Annotated in this window: 26 protein-coding genes and 1 tRNA gene; 17 read left to right on the forward strand and 10 right to left on the reverse strand. The window is 63.9% G+C overall.

What is annotated here, in order from left to right:
• Position 1: 1 nt before the first annotated feature.
• Positions 2 to 1,426 carry an amidohydrolase family protein gene (locus IIB36_10340; GenBank protein MCH7532137.1) on the forward strand — a complete coding sequence of 475 codons (1,425 nt, stop codon included), beginning with the start codon at positions 2 to 4 and terminating at the stop codon, positions 1,424 to 1,426.
• 282 nt (positions 1,427 to 1,708) lie between these two features.
• A tRNA-Pro gene (locus IIB36_10345) sits at positions 1,709 to 1,782 on the forward strand.
• Between the two features lie 100 nt (positions 1,783 to 1,882).
• Here the strand turns inward: IIB36_10345 and IIB36_10350 are convergent.
• Positions 1,883 to 2,134: a helix-turn-helix transcriptional regulator gene (locus IIB36_10350; protein MCH7532138.1), complete on the reverse strand. Its 252-nt coding sequence runs from the start codon at positions 2,132 to 2,134 to the stop codon at positions 1,883 to 1,885.
• 35 nt (positions 2,135 to 2,169) lie between these two features.
• Between IIB36_10350 and IIB36_10355 the strand changes: the two genes are divergently transcribed.
• The 4 genes from IIB36_10355 to IIB36_10370 all read left to right on the forward strand — a co-directional run bounded on the left by IIB36_10355 (position 2,170) and on the right by IIB36_10370 (position 3,598).
• On the forward strand, positions 2,170 to 2,751 hold the full coding sequence (locus IIB36_10355) for a DUF1326 domain-containing protein (protein ID MCH7532139.1): 582 nt from the start codon (positions 2,170 to 2,172) through the stop codon (positions 2,749 to 2,751).
• A gap of 69 nt (positions 2,752 to 2,820) precedes the next feature.
• Positions 2,821 to 3,306 carry a DUF2182 domain-containing protein gene (locus IIB36_10360; GenBank protein MCH7532140.1) on the forward strand — a complete coding sequence of 162 codons (486 nt, stop codon included), beginning with the start codon at positions 2,821 to 2,823 and terminating at the stop codon, positions 3,304 to 3,306.
• The gene (locus tag IIB36_10365) at positions 3,266 to 3,409 is read left to right on the forward strand and encodes a DUF2182 domain-containing protein (GenBank protein MCH7532141.1); all 144 of its coding nucleotides are present in this window, start codon (positions 3,266 to 3,268) and stop codon (positions 3,407 to 3,409) included. The genes IIB36_10360 and IIB36_10365 overlap by 41 nt, the downstream gene beginning before the upstream one ends.
• A 6-nt stretch (positions 3,410 to 3,415) precedes the next feature.
• Positions 3,416 to 3,598, forward strand: coding sequence for a DUF2182 domain-containing protein (locus tag IIB36_10370; GenBank protein MCH7532142.1), 183 nt, complete (start codon positions 3,416 to 3,418; stop codon positions 3,596 to 3,598).
• A 16-nt stretch (positions 3,599 to 3,614) separates the two neighbouring features.
• Here IIB36_10370 and IIB36_10375 read toward each other — a convergent pair whose 3' ends face one another.
• Positions 3,615 to 4,034: a DUF3237 domain-containing protein gene (locus tag IIB36_10375; protein MCH7532143.1), complete on the reverse strand. Its 420-nt coding sequence runs from the start codon at positions 4,032 to 4,034 to the stop codon at positions 3,615 to 3,617.
• A gap of 225 nt (positions 4,035 to 4,259) precedes the next feature.
• Positions 4,260 to 4,802 (reverse strand): hypothetical protein, encoded by a 543-nt coding sequence (locus tag IIB36_10380; protein ID MCH7532144.1) that lies wholly within the window; start codon positions 4,800 to 4,802, stop codon positions 4,260 to 4,262.
• 175 nt (positions 4,803 to 4,977) lie between these two features.
• On the opposite strand from IIB36_10380, the gene IIB36_10385 reads away from it, so the two are divergent.
• A complete protein-coding gene (locus tag IIB36_10385) occupies positions 4,978 to 8,274 on the forward strand; it encodes a hypothetical protein (protein ID MCH7532145.1) in 3,297 nt (1,098 codons plus the stop codon).
• A gap of 17 nt (positions 8,275 to 8,291) precedes the next feature.
• Positions 8,292 to 9,314: an ornithine cyclodeaminase family protein gene (locus IIB36_10390; protein MCH7532146.1), complete on the forward strand. Its 1,023-nt coding sequence runs from the start codon at positions 8,292 to 8,294 to the stop codon at positions 9,312 to 9,314.
• Here IIB36_10390 and IIB36_10395 read toward each other — a convergent pair.
• Positions 9,235 to 9,561 carry a hypothetical protein gene (locus tag IIB36_10395; GenBank protein MCH7532147.1) on the reverse strand — a complete coding sequence of 109 codons (327 nt, stop codon included), beginning with the start codon at positions 9,559 to 9,561 and terminating at the stop codon, positions 9,235 to 9,237. The two genes, IIB36_10390 and IIB36_10395, sit on opposite strands and share 80 nt — an antisense overlap.
• On the opposite strand from IIB36_10395, the gene IIB36_10400 reads away from it, so the two are divergent.
• Complete coding sequence (locus IIB36_10400) at positions 9,554 to 10,075, forward strand: hypothetical protein (protein MCH7532148.1); 522 nt, start codon at positions 9,554 to 9,556, stop codon at positions 10,073 to 10,075. The two genes, IIB36_10395 and IIB36_10400, sit on opposite strands and share 8 nt — an antisense overlap.
• Positions 10,076 to 10,124: 49 nt before the next feature.
• Positions 10,125 to 10,598, forward strand: a complete 474-nt coding sequence (locus IIB36_10405; protein ID MCH7532149.1) for a nuclear transport factor 2 family protein — start codon at positions 10,125 to 10,127, stop codon at positions 10,596 to 10,598.
• Between the two features lie 28 nt (positions 10,599 to 10,626).
• Here the strand turns inward: IIB36_10405 and IIB36_10410 are convergent, their stop codons facing one another.
• From IIB36_10410 to IIB36_10420, 3 genes are all read right to left on the reverse strand, one after another.
• A complete protein-coding gene (locus IIB36_10410) occupies positions 10,627 to 11,934 on the reverse strand; it encodes a M20/M25/M40 family metallo-hydrolase (GenBank protein ID MCH7532150.1) in 1,308 nt (435 codons plus the stop codon).
• A gap of 23 nt (positions 11,935 to 11,957) precedes the next feature.
• A complete protein-coding gene (locus IIB36_10415; GenBank protein MCH7532151.1) occupies positions 11,958 to 12,479 on the reverse strand; it encodes a DinB family protein in 522 nt (173 codons plus the stop codon).
• 107 nt (positions 12,480 to 12,586) lie between these two features.
• Positions 12,587 to 12,970: a DoxX family protein gene (locus IIB36_10420; protein MCH7532152.1), complete on the reverse strand. Its 384-nt coding sequence runs from the start codon at positions 12,968 to 12,970 to the stop codon at positions 12,587 to 12,589.
• A gap of 83 nt (positions 12,971 to 13,053) precedes the next feature.
• Here IIB36_10420 and infA point away from each other — a divergent pair, with 83 nt between their 5' ends.
• Both infA and IIB36_10430 read left to right on the forward strand, forming a co-directional pair.
• Positions 13,054 to 13,323: a translation initiation factor IF-1 gene (infA, locus tag IIB36_10425; protein ID MCH7532153.1), complete on the forward strand. Its 270-nt coding sequence runs from the start codon at positions 13,054 to 13,056 to the stop codon at positions 13,321 to 13,323.
• A gap of 3 nt (positions 13,324 to 13,326) precedes the next feature.
• On the forward strand, positions 13,327 to 13,596 hold the full coding sequence (locus IIB36_10430) for a hypothetical protein (GenBank protein ID MCH7532154.1): 270 nt from the start codon (positions 13,327 to 13,329) through the stop codon (positions 13,594 to 13,596).
• Positions 13,597 to 13,630: 34 nt separating this feature from the next.
• On the opposite strand, the gene IIB36_10435 is transcribed toward IIB36_10430, so the two are convergent.
• Positions 13,631 to 14,608: a sugar phosphate isomerase/epimerase gene (locus tag IIB36_10435; protein MCH7532155.1), complete on the reverse strand. Its 978-nt coding sequence runs from the start codon at positions 14,606 to 14,608 to the stop codon at positions 13,631 to 13,633.
• A gap of 47 nt (positions 14,609 to 14,655) precedes the next feature.
• On the opposite strand from IIB36_10435, the gene IIB36_10440 reads away from it, so the two are divergent.
• The 5 genes from IIB36_10440 to IIB36_10460 all read left to right on the forward strand — a co-directional run bounded on the left by IIB36_10440 (position 14,656) and on the right by IIB36_10460 (position 19,161).
• Entirely contained in the window at positions 14,656 to 15,456 is an 801-nt protein-coding gene (locus IIB36_10440; protein MCH7532156.1) for a VOC family protein, read from the forward strand.
• 64 nt (positions 15,457 to 15,520) lie between these two features.
• A complete protein-coding gene (locus IIB36_10445; protein ID MCH7532157.1) occupies positions 15,521 to 15,916 on the forward strand; it encodes a hypothetical protein in 396 nt (131 codons plus the stop codon).
• 85 nt (positions 15,917 to 16,001) lie between these two features.
• Positions 16,002 to 16,577: a gluconate 2-dehydrogenase subunit 3 family protein gene (locus IIB36_10450; GenBank protein ID MCH7532158.1), complete on the forward strand. Its 576-nt coding sequence runs from the start codon at positions 16,002 to 16,004 to the stop codon at positions 16,575 to 16,577.
• The gene (locus IIB36_10455) at positions 16,577 to 18,268 is read left to right on the forward strand and encodes a GMC family oxidoreductase (GenBank protein MCH7532159.1); all 1,692 of its coding nucleotides are present in this window, start codon (positions 16,577 to 16,579) and stop codon (positions 18,266 to 18,268) included. The genes IIB36_10450 and IIB36_10455 overlap by 1 nt, the downstream gene beginning before the upstream one ends.
• Before the next feature lie 20 nt (positions 18,269 to 18,288).
• On the forward strand, positions 18,289 to 19,161 hold the full coding sequence (locus tag IIB36_10460) for a sugar phosphate isomerase/epimerase (protein MCH7532160.1): 873 nt from the start codon (positions 18,289 to 18,291) through the stop codon (positions 19,159 to 19,161).
• A 3-nt stretch (positions 19,162 to 19,164) separates the two neighbouring features.
• Here IIB36_10460 and IIB36_10465 read toward each other — a convergent pair whose 3' ends face one another.
• Together IIB36_10465 and IIB36_10470 are read right to left on the reverse strand one after the other, a co-directional pair.
• Positions 19,165 to 19,983: a hypothetical protein gene (locus tag IIB36_10465; GenBank protein MCH7532161.1), complete on the reverse strand. Its 819-nt coding sequence runs from the start codon at positions 19,981 to 19,983 to the stop codon at positions 19,165 to 19,167.
• Between the two features lie 149 nt (positions 19,984 to 20,132).
• Complete coding sequence (locus tag IIB36_10470) at positions 20,133 to 20,621, reverse strand: hypothetical protein (GenBank protein ID MCH7532162.1); 489 nt, start codon at positions 20,619 to 20,621, stop codon at positions 20,133 to 20,135.
• Between the last annotated feature and the right edge of the window lie 57 nt (positions 20,622 to 20,678).

Raw genomic sequence — 20,678 nt, forward strand, 5'->3', positions numbered from 1 at the left:
CATGCCTACGACCATGACCATGACCATGACCATTACGAAGCGAGGAGCCATGACGGGTATCCTGTCCCGGGCCGGCGGTGTGACCGCAGTGACCCTGGCCGTTGCGATGGCAGCTGTGGCCGTCCCCCTGCTGTCGCCGGCTTCGGCGAGGGCGCAGGTGCGGATGACCGTCCCGCCCCAGTCCCAACCGGTGGCGCTACGGGGGGCCACCATCCACACCGTGACGAACGGGGTGATTGAAGACGGCACGATCTTGTTCGAGAACGGGGTGATCGTCGCGGTCGGCACCGACGTTGAGATTCCCTCGGGGACTCGGGTGGTGGACGTCTCCGGCAAGCACATCTATCCAGGCCTCATCGACGCCTACAGCACGGTGGGCATCAGCGAGATCGGCTCCATAGGCGTCTCGAGTGACGTCAACGAGCTGGGCGACTTCAACCCCAACGTGCGAGCCGAAGTGGCCTTCAACGCGGAGAGCCGCCATATCGGCACCTCCCGCTCCGCCGGCGTGCTCGTGACCCTCACTACACCGGGGGGCGGCCTCATCTCCGGCATGTCTTCGGCAATGAGCCTCGAGGGGTGGGACTGGGAGGAGATGTCCATGAAGTCGGCAGCGGCCCTGAACGTGAACTGGCCCAACCCCAACCCCCGCCGGGGCCGGGGCCGGGGGGGCCGGGGCCGTGGCTTAGGGCCCGACTCGCAGGACACCCCCCCCACCTACGCCGAGCAGGTCGAGCAGCTCAAGGACTTCTTTGCGGAGGCGCGTGCATATCGCGACGCCACCGCTGCGGGTGAAGAAGTGCGGACCGACTCGCGCTACATCGCCATGATTCCGGCCCTCGACGGGGAGATCCCGGTAGTGGTGTCAGCGGACGGTGCGGCCCAGATCAACGATGCCATCACCTGGGCCCAGGAAGAGGGAGTGTGGCTCGTGATACGTGGAGGGCGCGACGCGATTCACGTGGCGGACCGACTGGTGGCCAACGATATCCCGGTGATCCTCACCTCGACCATGGCGGCGCCAGGCCGGGCATACGAGGGGTACGACGGAGCTTACTCCATGCCGGCCCGCCTTCACGAAGCGGGAGTGAGGTTCGCCATTTCCGGCGGCTCAGGGTCGCTCTACACGAACCGATTGCCCTGGGAAGCAGGCGTCGCCGTGGCCTTTGGGCTCCCCGAAGAAGAAGCCCTCAAGGCTGTCACGATCAACGCCGCAGAGTTCATGGGGATCAGCGACCTTGTGGGCTCACTGGAGCCCGGAAAGCAGGCGACGCTCCTCATCACCACCGGAACCCCGCTGGACATGACCAGCGACATCGAGCAGATCTACATCCAAGGCCGCGAGATCGACATGATGGACATCCAGAAGTTCTTCTTCGAGAAGTACATGCAGAAGGTGCTGCAGAAGAGGCGGGTAGTGAGCTAGAGGGCTGCGGCGGCGCTCGGTCTACAGTCCGGGCAGATCTCCGGCGGTCCCGACAGAATTGGTCCGCGACGCGTAGGCGTCGCGGACCTTTCTGCTTGCGCGGCCGGACCTGCTCCTCCGATTCCGGCTCCCGCGAGCTCGTGAATCCAAATCGGCTCTGCTGCTTCACAGGCAGGTGTGCTTTGCCGCATGAGGGCCTAGCCCTGACACGGTTTTTGGCACAGTTTTCAGAGTTCGTCGACCACAGTCATATCCTATAAAAGACTGCAGTACAATAACTTACGGGGCGTGGCGCAGTCCGGTAGCGCACCTGCTTTGGGAGCAGGGGGTCCCCGGTTCAAATCCGGGCGCCCCGATTGGTTGCAACACAACGACTTATTGGGAACGGTCGTGCTAGGAGCCGCTCAGGAATACGCGGCGGGCTTCCGCCGACGTTCGGGGCGTCCCCTTGCTCCGTCACCGTTCCTCCAGGATAGACTCCTGCCCCGTCCACAAATTGAAGAGAGCACGACCCGACACGCGTAGCGCGTCTCGACCCTGGGAGGTGACCGTGAAATGACGCTTCGCACGGCCACCACGCTCAGGGGTGGGGTCGCCCAGCGTCCAAGTAACGTATCCCTTGGCGAGCAGGCGCTCGAGTGTCGTGTACATCGCGCCGCGGCTCACACGCCGTTCGGCTTGCGACACAATCTCTTCGCGGATCGCCATCCCCGGTGCATGAATCAGAACCGGAGGTGCGAAAGATGGCGGTCCAATGGATGATCCGAGGGACGGAGTTCGCAAACTGTAACTGCAACTACGGGTGCCCCTGCCAGTTCGGCTCCCCTACGACCCATGGCAATTGTGAGGGCGTCATCAGCGGTCACATCGAAGAGGGCAACTTCGGCGATGTCCGGCTGGATGGCCTCGCCTTCGCGATGCTCTTCTGGTGGCCGGGAGAGATCGCAGCAGGCGACGGGCGGCTTCAGTTCGTCATCGACGAGAGCGCCTCTGACGAGCAACGAGACGGGCTGGGCCAGATCCTACGCGGCGAGAACACTGCTCGCCGGTGCGACGCACTTCTTCGTATACAACAGCATGGCGTCCGAGGTGCTCGATACCGTCTACGCGCCCATCGACCTCGAGATCGATATCGAGGCCAGAACCGCACGGCTGAGCGTAGCTGGGGTGGTCGAGTCCACCGGCTCGCCAATCATCAATCCACACAGTGGCGAGCCGTCGCGCTCGCGCATCAACCTCCCGAACGGATTCGAGTACACGGTCGCGGAAATGGGCTCTGGCTCGTCCAAGATCACTGCCGGGATCGAGCTGGAGCTGACCGATAGTTAAGGGCAGTTCAACATCCTGCACATGAACCAGGACGGGGTGATCCGGTAGGGGGGGCCTGGAGGACCGTGCCGAAGCGCGACCTGCTTGCGGTCGTGGCCGCGCTCGGCGGCACGACCGCGCTCGCCTGGATTTATCTGGTACGTGCTTCCGGCGGCATGCCGGAGTTGTCGGTGTCGATGGAAATGGTGCGCATTCGGGCTTTGGACGCTGGCGACTTCGTTCTGATTTTCCTGATGTGGGCGATCATGATGGTCGGCATGATGGTGCCTAGTCCTAGTGCAGCGCCCACGACCATGGTCTACGCCGCGGTGGCCCGTAAGGCGGGTCGGCAAGGGTCCGTTGTTGCACCTACCGTCGTTTTCGTCTCTGGCTACGTCGCGCTATGGACTCTGTTCAGCGTATTCGCGACCGTGGCGCAATGGGCGCTCGATCAAGCGGCCCTTCTGTCACCCATGATGGTTACGACGAGCCCGTTGCTCGGAGCCGGCCTCTTGGTGGCCGCGGGCGTGTATCAGGTCACGCCCATCAAGCTCGCCTGCCTCGAGCATTAGCCAGTCCCCGGCGTACTTCCTCTCAGAGCACTGGCGTCCCGGCACAATGGGGGCGTTCCGAATGGGGCTGCATCATGGCTCGTTCTGCGTGGGATGCTGCTGAGTACTGATGGGGCTCCTCTTCCTGGGGGGCGTGATGAACCTGCTTTGGATCGCCGCGATCGCGATCTTCGTATTCACCGAGAAAGTGATACCGATGCGTCACGCGCGCGCAGCGAGCCGCCTTACAGGTACGGCGATGATTCTAGCCGGCGTGGTGCTTCTGGTTCGTTGGACGGTCGCAGCAGGGTAGCTCGACTCGGTCCGCTCTACAGGATGCCGAAAATGTCGTAGGCAACCTTGCCAGGCACCTGCTTGTTCTTGCCTATGCAAACGACATGGTTGAGCCAGTCGTATTTTTCCGACGCGGTCTGGAAGATGGGTCGTACTCTCCAATACAGTCCGTTGTCTCCTCGCCGAACAACTCCGGTGTACGACATGTAGATGAGCGCACCGTCATCGGTTTCCAGAGTGATGCGCACGTCGAGACTGCTATGACCCGATACCTGCGTAATCCAGTCGGCGCCTCCGGGATGTACGGTTCCCTTGATTCGTGGTCCGCTGAAGGTTCCACCGGTAACGGGCGCAATGCGGGTATGGCCGGCATCGAGTTGGGCGTCAACGTCGAGCACCAACTCGAAGAGAAACTCCGACTCGAGTTCGCTGGCAGGTGCCTGCGCAGATGCCATTTCACTAGCTCCTATCGCCGCTGCCAGAGCAATCGCGCCTATCTTGGCGAATTCCCGTCGGGATGGAGTTCTCCAGAAATCACTCATTGTCGAGCTCCTAGGAGGAGGCCGCGCTAGCGATCCAGCCCAACACCTTTCCGGAGAGGTACTCCGAAAGGCCGGGTATGAACAGCACACAGAGTACGGTGCAGAGCGCTACACCACCGAAAATCAAGAGTAGCCGTTTCACCTGGCGGCTCCGGTCATGCCTGAGCTACGAGGGGCCAGCTCGAAGAGCCAGGTCGACCCGGACTCTATCGCAGCGCGCGTTGCTGAAAATCGATACTTGCGGCCGAGCTCTGCCATCACGCCGTCCACGACCGCACCAGTCTTGATGCGCACGAGGGTGCGTTCATACCTCTTACCGTCGATGCGAACGATCGCCCGGCCATCTCGTTCCGCTTCGATCGGCCATTTTTTCCACATGCGTCCGATACGGTTGCCCATGTACCCGGACACGACGTAGGCCTTGCTTTCGTAGTCGGCGATCCAAATCAATCGGGACCGGGGAGGGTCGAGCAGCTGTAGCTCGATGGTTGCGATATCGTGTACGAAACTCCAATCGGGTTCCGGACCTGTTACTAACTCACCGGCAACGAGTGGACCACCCGCGAACACACCGGCTGGCCCGTCAGAACTACGCGCCGAGATCGCCAGAGTGGCGAGCGCGACAATGGGGATCAGGATCAGGACACCGAGTACCACCAGCAGTCTTCGGACGATCTTCATAGTTCATACGCCCCCTGTGACCTCTTCCATGGCAAGGCCGATTCATGCGAGCGTACCCGCTGTTCTCGAGCATGTCAATTCAGCTCCGCGGGCGCCTTGCGCGTCTCCTCCACGGGTGCAGAATACCGATCCGCGTTCCTAGCACGCTCGAAAGCCACTTCTCGAGAGATACGCCATGAAGTCCATCGGCCGCCTGAAGCACGCCGGCACGCTCGCACTGATTTCCGTCTCCGCCCTACAGGCGCAGACACCGGATCTGGCCACGACGATCTCGCGCCTCGAGTACCGCGAGATCGGTCCGGCGCTGATGGGCGGGAGGATCGCCGACCTGGCCGTCGTCGAGTCTAGGCCCCAGACCTTCTACATCGGGGTCGCCACTGGCGGGGTCTGGAAGACCGAGAACCACGGTACGTCGTGGACCCCGCTCTTCGACGATCAAACGACGAGCTCGATCGGCGATGTCACGGTCCATCAGGCGAACCCGAACCTGATCTGGGTCGGCACGGGTGAGCCGCAGAATCGGCAGTCGTCTCCGTGGGGCGACGGCGTGTACAAGTCCACGGATGCCGGAAACACATGGACGCACATGGGCCTCGAGCGGACGAGGCACATTGGGCGCATCGTCATCCACCCGCGCGATCCGGACATCGTGTACGTCGCGGCGGTCGGTGATCTCTGGGGGCCGAATCCCGAGCGCGGGGTCTACAAGACGAGCGATGGTGGAGAGACGTGGGCCTTGGTCTTGCACGTCGACGAGCTCACCGGCGCGATCGATCTTGCGATGGACCCGGCGGATCCCAACACGCTGTTCGCGGCGATGTATCAGCGTCAGCGCACGGGGTGGGGTTTCAACGGGGGAGGCCCCGGCAGTGGGCTCTACCGCACGGTCGATGGCGGGGAGAGCTGGACCGAGCTGACCGACGGACTGCCGGAGGGCGACAAGGGTCGCATCGGCATCGACGTCTTCCGCCGGAACGGCAACGTGGTCTACGCGCTCGTCGAAGCGGACGCCCGGCGTCCCGGGCGTCGGGGCGGCGGGGGAGGAGGAGGGGCAGGTGGAGGCCGAGGCGGAGAAGGCAGCCGTGGCGGCATCTTCCGTTCCGTCGATCGAGGCACGACGTGGGAGAAGATGTCGGATACGAACCCGCGGCCGATGTACTACTCCCAGGTGCGCATCGACCCGAGCAACGCGGACCGTATCTACGTGCTCGGTGGCTCTCTCATGATATCGGACGACGGGGGCCGAACCTTCCGGAGTGACGGAGCCGAGCAGATCCACGTCGACCACCACGCGCTCTGGATCGACCCCAACGACCCCGACCACCTCATCATCGGCAGCGATGGCGGTGTGTCCGCGTCCTGGGACGGAGGCGCGTACTGGCGCATGTTCGACAACATCGCGCTCGGCCAGTTCTACACGGTCAGCTTCGATATGCGCGATCCGTACTACGTGTGCGGCGGCCTTCAGGACAACAACCCGTGGTGCGGCCCCTCGAACACGCGGGAATTCCACGGCATCCGCCATCAGGACTGGTACGAGACCGCCTATGGCGACGGTTTCTGGACGGTCGTGGACCCGACGGACTCCACCATCGTCTTCTCCGAGAGCCAGGGCGGAAACATGAACCGGTACGACCTGGTCACCGGCGAAAAGACGCCGATGCGACCGATTGTCGGGCCCCGCGAATACGGAGACACCACCAAGGCCTACCGATTCAACTGGAACGCCCCGCTTCTCATCTCGCGACACGACCCAGCGACGATCTACCTCGCTTCGAACTACCTCATGCGATCCCGCGATCGCGGAATGAGCTGGCAAGAGGTCGGAGGCGTCGACCTCACAAAACAGATCGACCGCGACGAGCTCGCGATCATGGGCGTGCCGGGCGATCAGCCGATGATGTCCATGCACGACGGCACGTCCACGTACGGCAACATCACCACGGTGGCAGAGTCGCGCTTCACGCCGGACGTGATCTATGTCGGGACCGACGACGGAAACGTGCAGGTCACAATGGACGGCGGTGACAGTTGGGAAAACGTCGTCGACAAGATTCCCGGGCTTCCCGAGCGGACGTACGTGAGTCGCTTGACCCCCTCAGCCCATGCCCCCGGTCGCGTGTACGCGACGTTCGACGGGCACCGCAACAGTGACTTCGCGGCGTACGCGTACGTCAGTGAGGACTACGGCCAGCATTGGGAGTCGATCGCCGGAGACCTGCCCGGTGGCTGGTCTGTGAACGTCATTACCGAGCACCACCTTGCCGAGAATCTTCTCTTCATTGGCAACGAGATTGGCGTCCAGCTCTCGATCGATCGTGGTGCGAGCTGGACTCCGCTCAAGAACAACCTTCCCGTCGTGCCGGTCGACGACATCGCCATCCATCCGCGCGAGAACGATCTCATTGTCGGAACGCACGGACGAAGCGTGTGGATCATGGCGGACCTGACGCCGCTCGAGCACCTCTCGACGACGATGATGGCCGAGGCTGGGCGGATATTCCCCGTCCGCAAGACGGTCATGTGGGCGCAGCGAGGAGACTGGCCCTTCTACGGGGCGACGTATTCCGCGTCGAATCCGCCGCGCGCCACGCCGATCCGGTACTACCTGAGGGAGGCGGTCGAAGGTGAGCGCCCCACGGAGGGGAAGCACGACGATGCGGACGAGGAGCCACCGAACGAGGAGGGCTCGCCTGAAGCGTCTGACGGTACGCCCACGTTCGAGTTGACGATCACCGACGCGACCGGTGGCCACGTGCGCACGCTTGAAGCCCCTGCGGAAGCAGGGATCAACGAGGTTTTGTGGGATTGGCGACACGATCGTCCGTATGAGCCCGAGCCCGGTGCCGGCGGTGGTCGTGGGGGCGGCGGTGGCGGTGGCCGGGGAGGTGGCGGTGGCCGGGGAGGAGGGACGCCGCAAGGCCCAGTCGCACTTCCAGGCACGTACACGATCAGCATGGAGGTCGGCGGTGAGACCTTTACGTCCACCGTCGAAATCGAGGCCGATCCGAGACGCCCGATGTCGCGGGCCGATCGCATGGTTCGCCAGGACGCGTTGATGAGCCTGCGGGAGTTGGCGAAGCCGCTGTACGAGGCGACTCAGGCTGCCGAGCGGCTGGATGAGCAGCTCTCAGAGGTCGGGGATCTACTCGAGGACCACGAGGGAGCGTCCGAGTCCATCACGGATGAGCTTTCCGCGATTCAGGAGGAGCTGAGCGAGATCTCGTCGGAGTTGGCAGAGGTCCGCAGGAACGCCGGTATAGCCGGCGCGATACAGCAGTCATCCACGCTGCCTACAGAGGATCAACTCTGGCAGGTCGACGCGGCGTGGGATGCCGTCCCGGGGCTGATCGAGAGGCTCAATGCGCTGATTACTGACCGGGTCCCGGAGTTCAACGCCTCGCTCGACGCAGAAGGAATTCGGCCCAGCCCCGGTGCTGCGCTCGAGGTCCCGCGGAGACGCGGAGGGTAGGCGCATACGGAGGAGGCATGACGGTGCCCAAGATCCTCGAGCTCGATGACATCAAGCGCCTGATCGATCCCCGCCAGCTCATCCGGGAGATCGAGACCGGCTTCGTTCTCTATTCCGAAGGTCGGGTGGTCGTTCCGCCTGTTGGTTTCTTGCACTTCGACCAACCTCCCGGTGATGTGCATATCAAGTATGGATTCGTGACCGGTGACGACTTCTACGTTCTGAAGATGGCATCCGGGTTCTATGACAATCCTGAGCGGGACCTGCCGGTCAGCGACGGGCTGCTCCTGGTCTTCAGTCAAAAGACCGGGCAACTCGAGCTGATTCTCCTGGACGAGTGTTGGCTCACCGATATGCGCACCGCGGCGGCTGGGGCGGTAGCAGCCAAGCATCTGGCTGCAAGCGACATCCACCACATCGGGATCGTCGGCACCGGCGTACAGGCGAGGATGCAACTCGAAATGCTGAGGGATGTGGTCGACTGTCAGAGCTGCTTCATCTGGGGCAGAGATGCTGATAAGGCGCGAAGTATGATCGAGGATCTCCGAGCGAGAGAAGTCATCCAGGCTTGGGGATTGGATCTCAAAGTCGCGACGGACATCGATGAACTGGTTGGCCAGTGCAATCTCATCGTGACCACGACATCCGCCCGAGAGCCTTTGATTCGCGCCGATCAGATCCAGAAGGGAACGCATATCACCGCCATGGGATCCGATGATCACGGCAAACAGGAGTTGGAGGCCGGCGTCTTGGCGAAGGCCGATCGGGTCGTTGCGGACAGCGTTTCACAATGTGTCGATCACGGCGAATGCTTTCATGCGGTTCAAGAAGGTCAGCTCGACGAGGGTGCCATTCTCGAATTGGGCAACGTGATCAAGAACCCGGAAATCGGTCGAGCCAGCGAGGACCAGATCACCGTGGCGGACCTGACCGGAGTGGCGATCCAGGACATCCAGATCGCTAAAATGGTCGAGCATGCCGTGCGCTTGGCAGATCAGGCCAACACCCCCACCCCCACCCCCGGCTCAGGTCCGACATAACGGGCACTAGGCCGAATGAGTTTGCCGACCGAGGCCTGCTGTCGATGACGGTGACCGCGGGTGGCAGGGCACCATCCACCTGCAGAGTCCACACATCCTCAAGTGTGCGCTCGCGGGCGAGCTGCGCGGCGGCGTACTGACGGTAGTGGAAAAAGCCCTGCTCGCCACGTACGCCAGCCAACTCGGTGTCGGCGACCGCAAGCCCCTTTAGCCCGGGAGGTGCAAGCCCGGGAGGTGCAATGGCCACCTCGACGCTCGCCGGTCGACTCGCTGCGTCGACTCGGGCCGGGCCCCACGCGGTGCTGCTCGCTGCGCTGGGTGCGGTGGCCGGACCGCTGCACGGGGCTGCGAGCCGTCGCGTTCATCTGTTGCTCGTCAACACCGAGCGGCACGGTGCCGACGCGGCGCTTGCCGAGATCATGCGCCGCGACGGCAAGGTGCCCGGCGTCGGCCACTTCATTCACAAGACGTGCGACCCACGTCACGACTTGCTGTTCGACGCCCTGGCGACGAGCGGCCTCGACGAACGACGGCTCGCTGTCATCGCCGACGTCGTTGCCCGAATCGCGGAGCGCATCCCTGTGGCGCCCAACATCGATCTCGCGCTCGGCGCCCTCACGTATGCTGCGGGCATGGATGCCGACGCTGGCGAACTGGTATTCGCCATAGCCCGCAGCGCCGGCTGGCTGGCCCACTCGCTCGAGGAATACGAAGAGGCCCCGCTTAGATTCCGTCCGGTCGGCCGCTACCGATCAGCCTGACCGGCGCTCAGGTCGAGCTCCTCATTGCCACAGAGTAAGGAACAGTGCGATGACAGAAGGAAAGCCGCCGTTTCCGCCTTTCGATCGCGAGGCCGCCCTCAAGAAAGTCCGAGCTGCCGAGGACGCCTGGAATAGCCGCGACGCCGACCGTGTAGCGATGGCGTATTCCGAGCACAGCCATTGGCGGAACCGCGCGGAGATCTTTGAGGGGCGTGAGGCCGTCCGCGAGTTTCTCCGACGAAAGTGGGACAAAGAGCTGGACTATCGCCTCATCAAGGACTTGTGGGCATTCACCGAGAACCGCATCGCCGTGCGCTTCCAGTACGAGTGGCATGACGATGCCGGGCAGTGGTACCGAGCCCATGGGAACGAGCTGTGGGAGTTCGATGACGACGGGCTCATGCGTCGCCGCGAAGCGAGTATCAACGATCGACCCATCGCCGAAGCCGACCGGCGCTTTCATTGGTCCGCCCCGGGCCCGCGACCTGACGAGCATCCCGGGCTCATCGACTCACCGGAATAGGGGCGCGTTCGCTCGCGGCCTCCGTCCCTCACTCCGCTCCCGGACGTCTCGCGAGCCGGTGCATCAAGACCGCGGCCCGCTTCGTCTGGATCGCGAGCGTCGGGAGGTCGATCCATTCGTCCACAGTGTGATCGTTGCCGCCCCCGGGCCCGAGGCCGTCGATCGCCATGTCGACGAATCCGGCGGTGAAGGAAACGTCCGCCGCGCCGGCGTTGCGTGGATCCACCGCCGTGACCTCGCCGTAGCCCAGGTCCTGGCTCACCTGACTGAACATCGCGAGAAGACGTCGGTTGCCGTCGGTAGGCGCGAGCGGCGGATATCCCTCATCGAAGGTGATCGTCGCCGAGGTGCGCGGCAGGCTTTCCAGGACCACGAAGCGCATGGTGGCCCGTGCCCTCTCGAGCTGCTCCAGCGTGATGGTACGTAGATCCCCGGTCACCACCGCACTCTGGGCCACGACGTTGCTCTTTCCGAACGCGGACCCGCCAGCGGTGAACGCGTCGTAGTCCACGTCGGTCCCTGCGAGCATGACACCGGGGTTGAAGGTCAGAAGGGGTTCACCCGCCAGGCGCTCGTAGAAGTCGCTCAGAATGCGCGAGGCCTCGTACACTGCGCCGGCGCCGACCTCCCGCTGGAACAGCTGCGAGGAGTGAGCGGGCGTGCCGGTGACGTCGAGCCGCCAGCCCGTCGATCCGCGGCGCGCCACCACGGCCGTCATCGGGTTGCTGTCCCCGTTCTCGAACGCGAGCACGATGTCGGCTTCCTCGGCTGCCTCGATGAGCGCGGCGCGTGCCAGGTCGAGAGGCCGGCCGCTCCGTTCCTCGTCGCCGGTCATGATGATGGTGAGGCTCATGTCGTCGAGCTCGCCCGTGGCGGCCAGGGCCTTCAGCGCATGGATGATGACCACATCACCACCCTTCATGTCCACGACTCCGGGCCCCTGCGCCCGGTCTTCGTCCCGCGCGAAGCTCTGGAACGGACTGCTCGGCTCGAACACGGTGTCGAGGTGACCGATGAGCAGCAGTCGAGGCCCACTCCCGTCGCGGCGGGCGATGAGGTGGCCCGCGCGATCCCACGACGCCCCGTCGATCCACTCCGTCTCGAAGCCCAGAGCATCGAACTCCTGGCGGAAAAGCACCCCTACCTCGCGCACCCCGTCGAAATTCATGGAGCCGCTGTTGATGTTCACAGCCCGCTCGAGCAGGTCGATGGCTTCGGCGGCGCGCGCGTCGACTTCGTTCGCGATCCGCTGTTCGACGTCCGACAGCGCCTGGCCGCGCACGTGAAGGGGGGTCAGGGTGGCCGCGAGCAGCAGGGCGACGGTGATGCGCTTCATGGGGTCTCGTTTCCTGGGTGGCGCTACCTGGACGACGGCGGGACGATGCCGTTCAGTCGCATGTAGGTGACCAGATTGCCGTAGTGCTCAAAATTGTGCGCCGAGTTGAACGCGAGCACTCCGGATTTGGCCATCGACGTGCCGAAGAAGCTGACCATCTCGGCGCCTGCGGCGTCGGTCATGCCAGCGTATACCTCGGTGCAGTACGCGAAGCCGGCCTCGAGCGCGGCTTTGATCTGTGTCTTCGTGGTTGCGCTCTCCTCGAAGTCCTCGCTGCTCGGGTTGCCTTCGCCAGCCGCGGTGGAGCAAAACGTGTACTGTGCGTTGGCGATGTGGGCCAGGATCTGCCCCATCGAGCGAACTTCCTCCGTGGGGCGGAACGAGAACAGCGCTTCGTCGAGCGTCTCGACCGTCGCCCTGATGTTGGTGGTCGTGATGTCGTTCAGGGCCTTGAGCGACTGCACGACGGGACCCGTTTGCGCGGACGTTGCGAGCGGACAGGACAGCGAAAGGGCGATGGCGGCCGCGAGGAGGCGCTTCGTCATGTGTTTTCCTTGGAGATGAGGCTCGGGTGGAATGCCAGGGCGGCAAACGTCGGGCAATCGCGCGTCTCTTTCAAGCGGGCACGCCGCGCGCACCGATGAGGTGCGGGTTACTCAGGTCGCGTTGCCCAATACGCCCAGGCGACGAAGAAGACTTGAAACGGGAGCCGCGCATAGAGCGCGAAGGTGGGAAGATCGGAGAACAGCTCGGGATGAAGAGCCATGTGGAGGTTGGCCGGGAAGACGGCCACAAGAAGAAGCACCAGTCCCCAGCCCGCCAGAGCGCGGACGGAGGGGACCAGGACGCCGATACCACCGAGAATCTCGAAGACGCCGCTCGCGTACACGAGCTCGAGGTGCGCAGGCGAGTACGGTGGCATGATCGCGACGTAGAAGTCCGGATTCACGAAGTGGTTGGTGCCCGCCACCACGAAGAACGCGCTGAGGGCGAGGAGCGCGACTTTCCTCGCGAGCCGTCCGGGAAGCTGGAGCATGCTATAGGGTGGCGACATCGATTCCGTTAGCCTTCTCACATTCCACTGCTCAGCGTCTTCCGTTTCTCGGGTCCAGGTAATGAATGGCAAAGCAGGAAGCAATCGAAGTAGAGGGTGTGGTGACCGAGGTGCTGCCCGACCAGAAGTTTCGTGTGCAGCTGCAGAACGACCACGTTGTCCTCGCGTATGCCGCGGGCAAGATGTCGAAGTTCCGCATCCGCGTGCTGGTGGGTGACAGGGTCACGCTGGAATTGTCCCCGTACGACCTGACGCGCGGACGTATCACATACCGCCACAAGTCGCCGAACGCGGGCCCGCCGCCTCCGCGTCCAGGCCAGCGAAGGAGACGCTGACCCATGCTCCCCAACAACATGGCTCGCGTACCCCTCGAGCAAATCCGGATCGAGTCCATTGAACGGCCCGGCTGGCACGCCGGATCCGAACGCATCCCCAGCGTGGGCGAGAGCGTACACTGCATTGAGGGAGAGGCAGAGGTCGTGCGTGTGCTCGGACGGATCAGCGACGGTAGTCGTCTCCTGGAGCTCCGCCTTCCCGAGCGGCCGAAGGTGCCCTTCTTCGCGGCGTCGTCCAACATTCTTGTGCAGGTGGACGCGGTCCAGGACTGACGGGGCGGGGGCGGGGCGCTCGCTCCTAGCCCGTTTATAGCACGCCTGCTTCGCGCATCACGGCTTCGCACTTCCGGCGGATCTCGGTGGCTACCTCGAATGGGTCGCCCCGCACGACTTCCGACCGGAACAACTCGACCGAGAGCGCTCCATCGTACCGCTTCTCCGCCAGCTTCCGGAGGATGCGCACTAGCGGCGCGATACCGTCGCCGGGGATCAGCCTCGAGTCGTTGTTGATCAACTCGCGGGGCCCAGCCAGCAGATCCTGAAAGTGCGCATGCGCGAGCTCGCCCGGCTCGAGCAAGTCCAGATCTTCGAACTTGCTCAGCCCCGACCAGAAGTGGAAAAAGTCGAGCATGGGCCGGACGTTGGGATGCGCAGCCTCGCGGATCACCTCGAGCGCCGAGGTCAGCGTCGCCAGGTGGGTCGAAGTGCGCAGGAACTCGATCATCGCCGTGAGCTCGTACTCCTCGGCGATCTCCCCGACTTCGCGGATGCAGTCCGGAGTGGCCGCGAAGTCCTCCGCGGTGACCGCTCGGTTGGTGATCGACGGACAGTAAATCCTCTGCAGTCCGAGACTGGCGAATTGATCGCAGCGCTGCCTCCACCTCTCGAGCGATGCTGCCCGAGCCGGCCCCGGGATCCAGAGATCCTGCATGACCGCGGCGCCGGATACCGGTGTCAGCCCCAGATCGGTCATCACGCGCCTCGCGGCAGACAACGTGTCGTTGTCGAGGAATCCGTCGAGCACCCTGTCGTTCAGCTCGACGTACTGGATGCCGGCTCTGGCCCAGCCCTCGAGCGACCCGCGGTATCCGGCCGCCCGCGACGTGTTCTGGTGGATGCTGAGCAGCATTTTCCCGGGCGGGGCGGTCTGAGCGTCGACCAGCCGCGCCAGGGGAGTCGCCAAAGAAGCCGCAAGGAAGGTTCGTCGAGTGAGCACGAAGCTACTGTATGCCCTGTTGAGGGCGGCCGCCACGGCTGCGGGACTTGCTTGGGGGATGGTCCGCATCTTTTTTCAGCGGATCCCCACTTCGCCGTACTCGAGAAGGATCGAAAATGAGACTCCTGCTGACTGCCGTCGTGGCGCTCTTGTTCGCGTCGCCAGCCGATGCCCAGCTTGCCCCGCCCAACTCTGCGGGCATCACCTTCGCGCACGTCCACCTCAACGTCTCGGACATCGAACTTCACAAGAAGCTGTGGGTCGAGCAGTTCGGTGGCGTGCTCGTTCAGAAGGGCCAATTGGTGACCATTCGGCTCCCCAACTTCCTCATAGCGCTGTCCGAGCGAGCGCCGACGGGGGATTCGCGGGGCACGGTGATGGACCACTTCGGCTTCAAGGTCCGGAACATGGCGGTGGCGTTGGAGAAGTGGCGCGCAGCGGGCCTCCCTGTTGGACGTGAGTTCACGGGCGCGGAAGGCTTTGCGAACGCCTACGTGATGGCGCCGGACGGCGTCAGAGTCGAGCTTCAGGAGGACCCGGAGCTGGAGAACGAGGTGGAGGGGTACCACATCCACTTCTTCACGGAGGAGTATGAGGAGCTGTTGGACTGGTACGTCGACATGTTCTCTCTCGAGAAGGGCCCGCGCGGCACGATCGAGACCACGGCTTGGGCGCCGGGTCAGAACCTCAGCTTCGCAGGCACTCAAACGGAGCGGGTCGCTACGCGGGGTAGGGCGATCGATCACATCGGGTTCGAGGTGGAGGACCTCAAGGCGTTTTGCGACCTGCTCGAGGCTCGCGGCGTCACGTTCGATGTACCATACCGCGAGATTCCCAGCATCGAGCTCAAGATCGCGTTCTTCACCGATCCGTCGGGCGTCCGCATCGAGTTGACCGAAGGGTTCGACAAGTACTAGGGATTCCAGACCAGACCAGACCAGACCAGCGCGACCCAGACATCACACGAAGCGGGAGGCACGGATGAGGCTCAACAAGATTCGGTTCGGAGGAGCACTGATTGCGGCAAGCGCGATCATGTTCGGCGCAGAGCAGGCGAGCGCCCAGGCCATGATGACCGGCTCGTGGACATTGGAAGTCACGACCGATACTGGCGTGACCATGCCCCAGCTCACGCTGGAACAAGACGGCATGAAGCTCACGGGCCACTATGTGTCGGAGGCTCTGGGCGCGAACGACGTGACGGGGACCGTGGACGGACAAGAGGTCACGGTCTCGTTCATCGCGGATCTACAGGGTCAGTCAGCCCCGGTCATCTACTTCGGCACGGTCGACGAGGAGGGTGTGTGGTCGGGCACGATCGACATCGCTGACGGCTTGGTGACCGGGACCTTCACGGCCAAGAAGGACATGAGCTAGCGAGCCAGTCGCTGTCGCGTCGCGATCGCTGGCGGCTGATTCCACGCGCCCCGTACATTGGCGGTCCACTCTTCAGGAGTCCCCCATGGACAGGCGACATCTGCTCAAGATCCTCGGCACCACCGCAGCCTTCGCCGGCTTGAGCCCTCTCGAACTCGAAGCACTGCTCACGCCGGGTGGGACGCGCCGCGCGGGTTGGGCGTTTTTCACCGAAGCGCAACGTGAGGCGATCACGGCGTTCAGCGACCTCATCATTCCCACCACGGACACGCCCGGTGCCGTCGAGGCTGGGGTAGTCGAGTACATCGAGTTGATCGTGTCCGAGTGGTACCACGACGGGGAACGCGAGCGCTTCATGCGCGGGCTGGCTCATCTGGACGAACACGCCGAGTCGACGACGGGCGTGCGCTTTGCGTACGCCGGGCAAGCGCGCCAGACGGCGATCCTGAAGGGCATGGAAGCGGAGGGACGGGCGCTGCGGGAGTCCGATCCGGACGCCGAGCAGTCCTTCTTTCAGCAGGCTCGCGGCCTCGTGCTGCATGGGTACTACACCTCCGAGATCGGCATGAAGGAAGAACTCTTGTTCGTCGGGATTCCGGGGTACTACGACGGCTTCGCTCCCATCTCCGAGATCTCGCGAGCCGGACCGGCGGACCGCTGATGAGCAAGCGCGAGGACTACGATGCCATCGTCGTCGGCTCGGGCATGAGCGGCGGATGGGCGGCTAAGGAGCTGACCGAGCGGGGGCTGCGAACAATCGTGCTGGAGGCGGGTGGGCCGGTGACCCCGGACGACTACGTCATGGACGTGTACCCCTGGGATCTCCGCTATCGCGGCCGGCGTGACCGCGTTAAACAGTCGAAGGAGCGTCCGATTCAGAGCACCTGCTACGCGTGCGATGCCTGGAGCGAGAAGTTTTTCGTTCGGGACGACGAGAACCCGTACACCACCGGGCACGGCACAGACTTCTCCTGGATTCGGGGGCGACATGTGGGTGGGCGGTCGCTCGTCTGGGCGCGTCACGTCTACCGCTGGAGCGATCTCGACTTCGAGGCCAACCTGAAGGACGGACACGGCGTGGACTGGCCCATCCGATACGCCGACATCGAGCCCTGGTACGACCACGTCGAGCGCTTCATAGGCGTGACGGGGCGGGCCGAGGGTCTGCCGCAGTTGCCCGACGCGCAGTTCCTTCCGCCGATGCCGTTCAACTGCGCCGAGCAGCTCGCCAGGGAGCGCCTGACCGAGGCGTACGGCGGCGACCGCCTGATCACGATCGGGCGGTGTGCGGTGCTCACGCAGACGCACAACGGACGTGTGGGTTGCCACTACTGCGGCACCTGCGAGCGCGGGTGCTCGACGCACTCGTACTTCAGCTCGCTTGCGGCCACGCTTCCTGCGGCTGTCGATACCGGAAGATTCACGCTACGGCCGTGGAGCGTCGTGCACTCGGTCATCTACGACCCGGGGACCGGCAAGGCGTCCGGCGTGCGGGTCATCGACGCGGAAACGAACGATACGATCGAGTACACGGCGCGCGTGGTATTCCTGTGCGCATCAGCGCTGGAGTCCACGCGCATCCTCTTCAACTCCAAGACGGAGCGCTGGCCGGAAGGGCTCGCCAACTCGTCGGGTCAGCTTGGCAAGAACCTGATGGACCACTGTATGGGTGGGGGTGCTAGAGCCATACTGCCCGGCAACGAAGAGCTCGGCGAGTTCGGACGCCGACCACACGGCATCTACCTGCCGCGCTTCGTGAATCTGAGCGACGCCGACCAGCACCCTGATTTCCTGCGCGGTTACGCGTACCAGGGCGGCGCGAGCCGCACCGGTTGGCAACGGGGTTATTCCATGGAGGGCTTCGGCGCCGATTTCAAGCACGAGCTTCGCACGCCCGGGCCGTGGCGCTTCAGCCTCTACGGATTCGGCGAGTGCCTGCCACGAGAGTCGAACTACATGGATCTCGATCCCGAAGTCGTGGACAAGTGGGGGATTCCAGTGGCTCGCTTCCACTGTGAGTGGAGCGACAACGAGCGCAGGGCGCTCCAGGAGATGTCGGTCCAGGCCGCCGAAATGCTCGAGGCCGTGGGCGCTGGCGACATCGCGCCGTTCGTAGAGGACAATCCGCCGGGGCTCACGATCCACGAGATGGGGACCGCACGCATGGGGCGAGATCCCGACACCTCGGTCCTGAACCGCTGGAACCAGGCGTGGGACGTTCCCAACCTCTTCATGACAGACGGCGCGTGCATGGCCTCGAGCGCGAATCAGAACCCGAGCATTACTTACATGGCGCTTACGGCGCGCGCCGCGAACCATGCGGTCGACCTGATCGACCGGGGAGAACTGTGATGGTCAGCAGGAGGGACGCGTTGAAGCGAATGGGGGCGATGGCGGCCGGCGCGGCGATCGGTTGCTCCCCGGAGTCGGCGTCTGGAGCGGGGGCAGCGGGGGAGGCGACTGGGGAGGCCGCGGCCGCATCGAATGCTTCGCCCATCGGCGCCATCGGCGTGCAGCTCTACACGGTCCGAGCCGAGATGGCGAACGGCGTCGAGAGCACGCTCGAGCGGGTCGCTGCGATCGGCTACGAGGAGGTCGAGTTTGCGGGGTACTTTGGACACTCTCCGACCGAGGTCCGAGAGATGCTGGCTCGCACCGGACTGCGTTCTCCATCGACGCACGTCGTGCCCGATTTCGAGCCCGACGCCTGGGCGCGGATTCTGGACGACGCGAATGAAACCGGACACCAAAACGTGGTCGTGGCGTCGATTCCCCAGAGCATGCGGTCCGACCTGGACGCTTGGCGCCAGACGGCCGCGGCGATGACGCGCGCGGGAGAACGGGCCCGCGCCGCGGGGCTCCGGTATGCCTACCACAACCACGACTTCGAGTTCGCGGAGATGGAAGGACGCATCCCCTTCGACGTGTTCTGCGAAGAGTCCGACCCGGACCTCGTCGCGATCGAGCTGGACCTTTTCTGGATCATCCACGGTGGCGGAGACCCGATCGAGTTCATCAATCGCTGGCCCGGACGCGTGCCGATGGTACACGTGAAAGGTCGGACGTCCGGGGGCGCCATGGTCGACGTCGGCGCCGGCGACGTCGACTGGGCCGGCATCTTCGAGCACGCCGATCTTGCGGGTATGGAGCACTTCTTCGTCGAGCATGACACTCCCGACGAGCCGTTCCGCTCGATCGAGGCGAGCTACGGGTACATGCGTCGGCTTCGGGATGGGGCGGTGTAGGACCTACAGCGGCCGATCAGGATTCATGATTGTCCGCCACATGTGGGACGACGGGCTGTTGTCGAAACCGAGGCCCTCTTTGGGCTGCTTGAACTGGCGGCCGATGATGTCCACGAAGGGATCGATCGAGACCACTTTGTCCGAGTCGAACGCGTAGGTGTCGTTCAGCGTGATCAGCCGCGCTTCCATATACCACGGGTGCTCCTGGGCCTCCTTGGCCGCCCGAGCGATGTACGGTTCCGGTACGTAGTCCTCACCGAAGATGCGATTGTACATCTCCGGGTACTCGTACCCCACGGTGTCGTCCGGATAGAAGCGCAGCGGCGCGTGGTATCGAATGCCCCAGCTGATGCGCTCTTCGACGTAGGGCTCGATAAGCTGCGCGCCCCACCAACCGTGATCGACCTTGATCATGTTGAGTACGACGTCGTGCATGAGACACGCGAAGATCGTGCGTTCCGGCTGACCCGTCTCGAGGGCGTGCGTTGCGCTCTGCAAAACGTGGTTGGCCGGCGCGAAGCGCTTCTCGAAGTACTCGATCAGCGTCGGGTTCTTGGACATCGGCGCGAATTCGCGCGAGCGAGGCATGAAGAGCGTGCCCGTGCCACGTGGAGACCGTGGCTCCTGCTGGAGCTCGGCGAGCGCGAGCGCCTCGCCGTCGGGCATGTAGCGAACGGGTCCGACTCCGTCGCGCACGGCGATGGTATCGTCGAGCATGTGCTCCATGTAGTGCTCGAGCTCCTCGGCTTTGTCCTCGGGGGACATCAGCTCGAGGGCGCCCACGCCCACGGTTGCCAGGAAAGCTCTGCGATCGACTTCCATGGGGCCTCCAGCGTCTCGTGACGGCGCTGTCACCGTCCACGAGCTACAGATTGCTGTCGGGAGGGGGCGCAGTCAAATGGGAACGCGCTGGCGAGTTCGGGGGGGATCCAGCGGATCTGCCCCGGTATGAGGCTAGGCGATCCGTTTGCTCATCCGACGGCGTCGGTCAGCAGGACGATCACCACATACTTCAACAGCAACCCACTTGCGCTGATCGACACGGCCTTCAGCCGGTTGTACCGCATGATCCCCGAAACCAACAGCATGTTCGGCGACGAAAGCGGCAAGAGGTTGAACGTGAAAATTGCCCACCCTCCCCATCGGTGGAAGGTGGCCTTGAACTTCTCGAACTTTGCTCGGCTGATCAGCGTATCCACAACCCGTTCGCTGACGATGTAGCCGATTCCATAGTCGATCGTTTGGGCGAGCAAGGCGGTTGCGACACTCAGACCGATCAAGACAAGTGCCGAATCTCCAGCCGCGAGGTAGAGCGGAACGAGGGCTTCGACAGGCATGAGCAGGAAGAACAGGTAACCTGAGAAGTGGATCAGCCCGAACGAAACCAGTCCGGGGCGCCGGCCGGCCATGATTTCTCGCCCCAGCGTGGACCCGACGATCGCGATGATTACCACGAGCATGATCGAGACTCCAATCACGCTTTTCTTCGTCAATCTCATCGGTGCGCCGGTTGGGAG

The organism is Gemmatimonadota bacterium, from assembly GCA_022560615.1.
Lineage (GTDB): Bacteria > Gemmatimonadota > Gemmatimonadetes > Longimicrobiales > Gaopeijiaceae > UBA1138.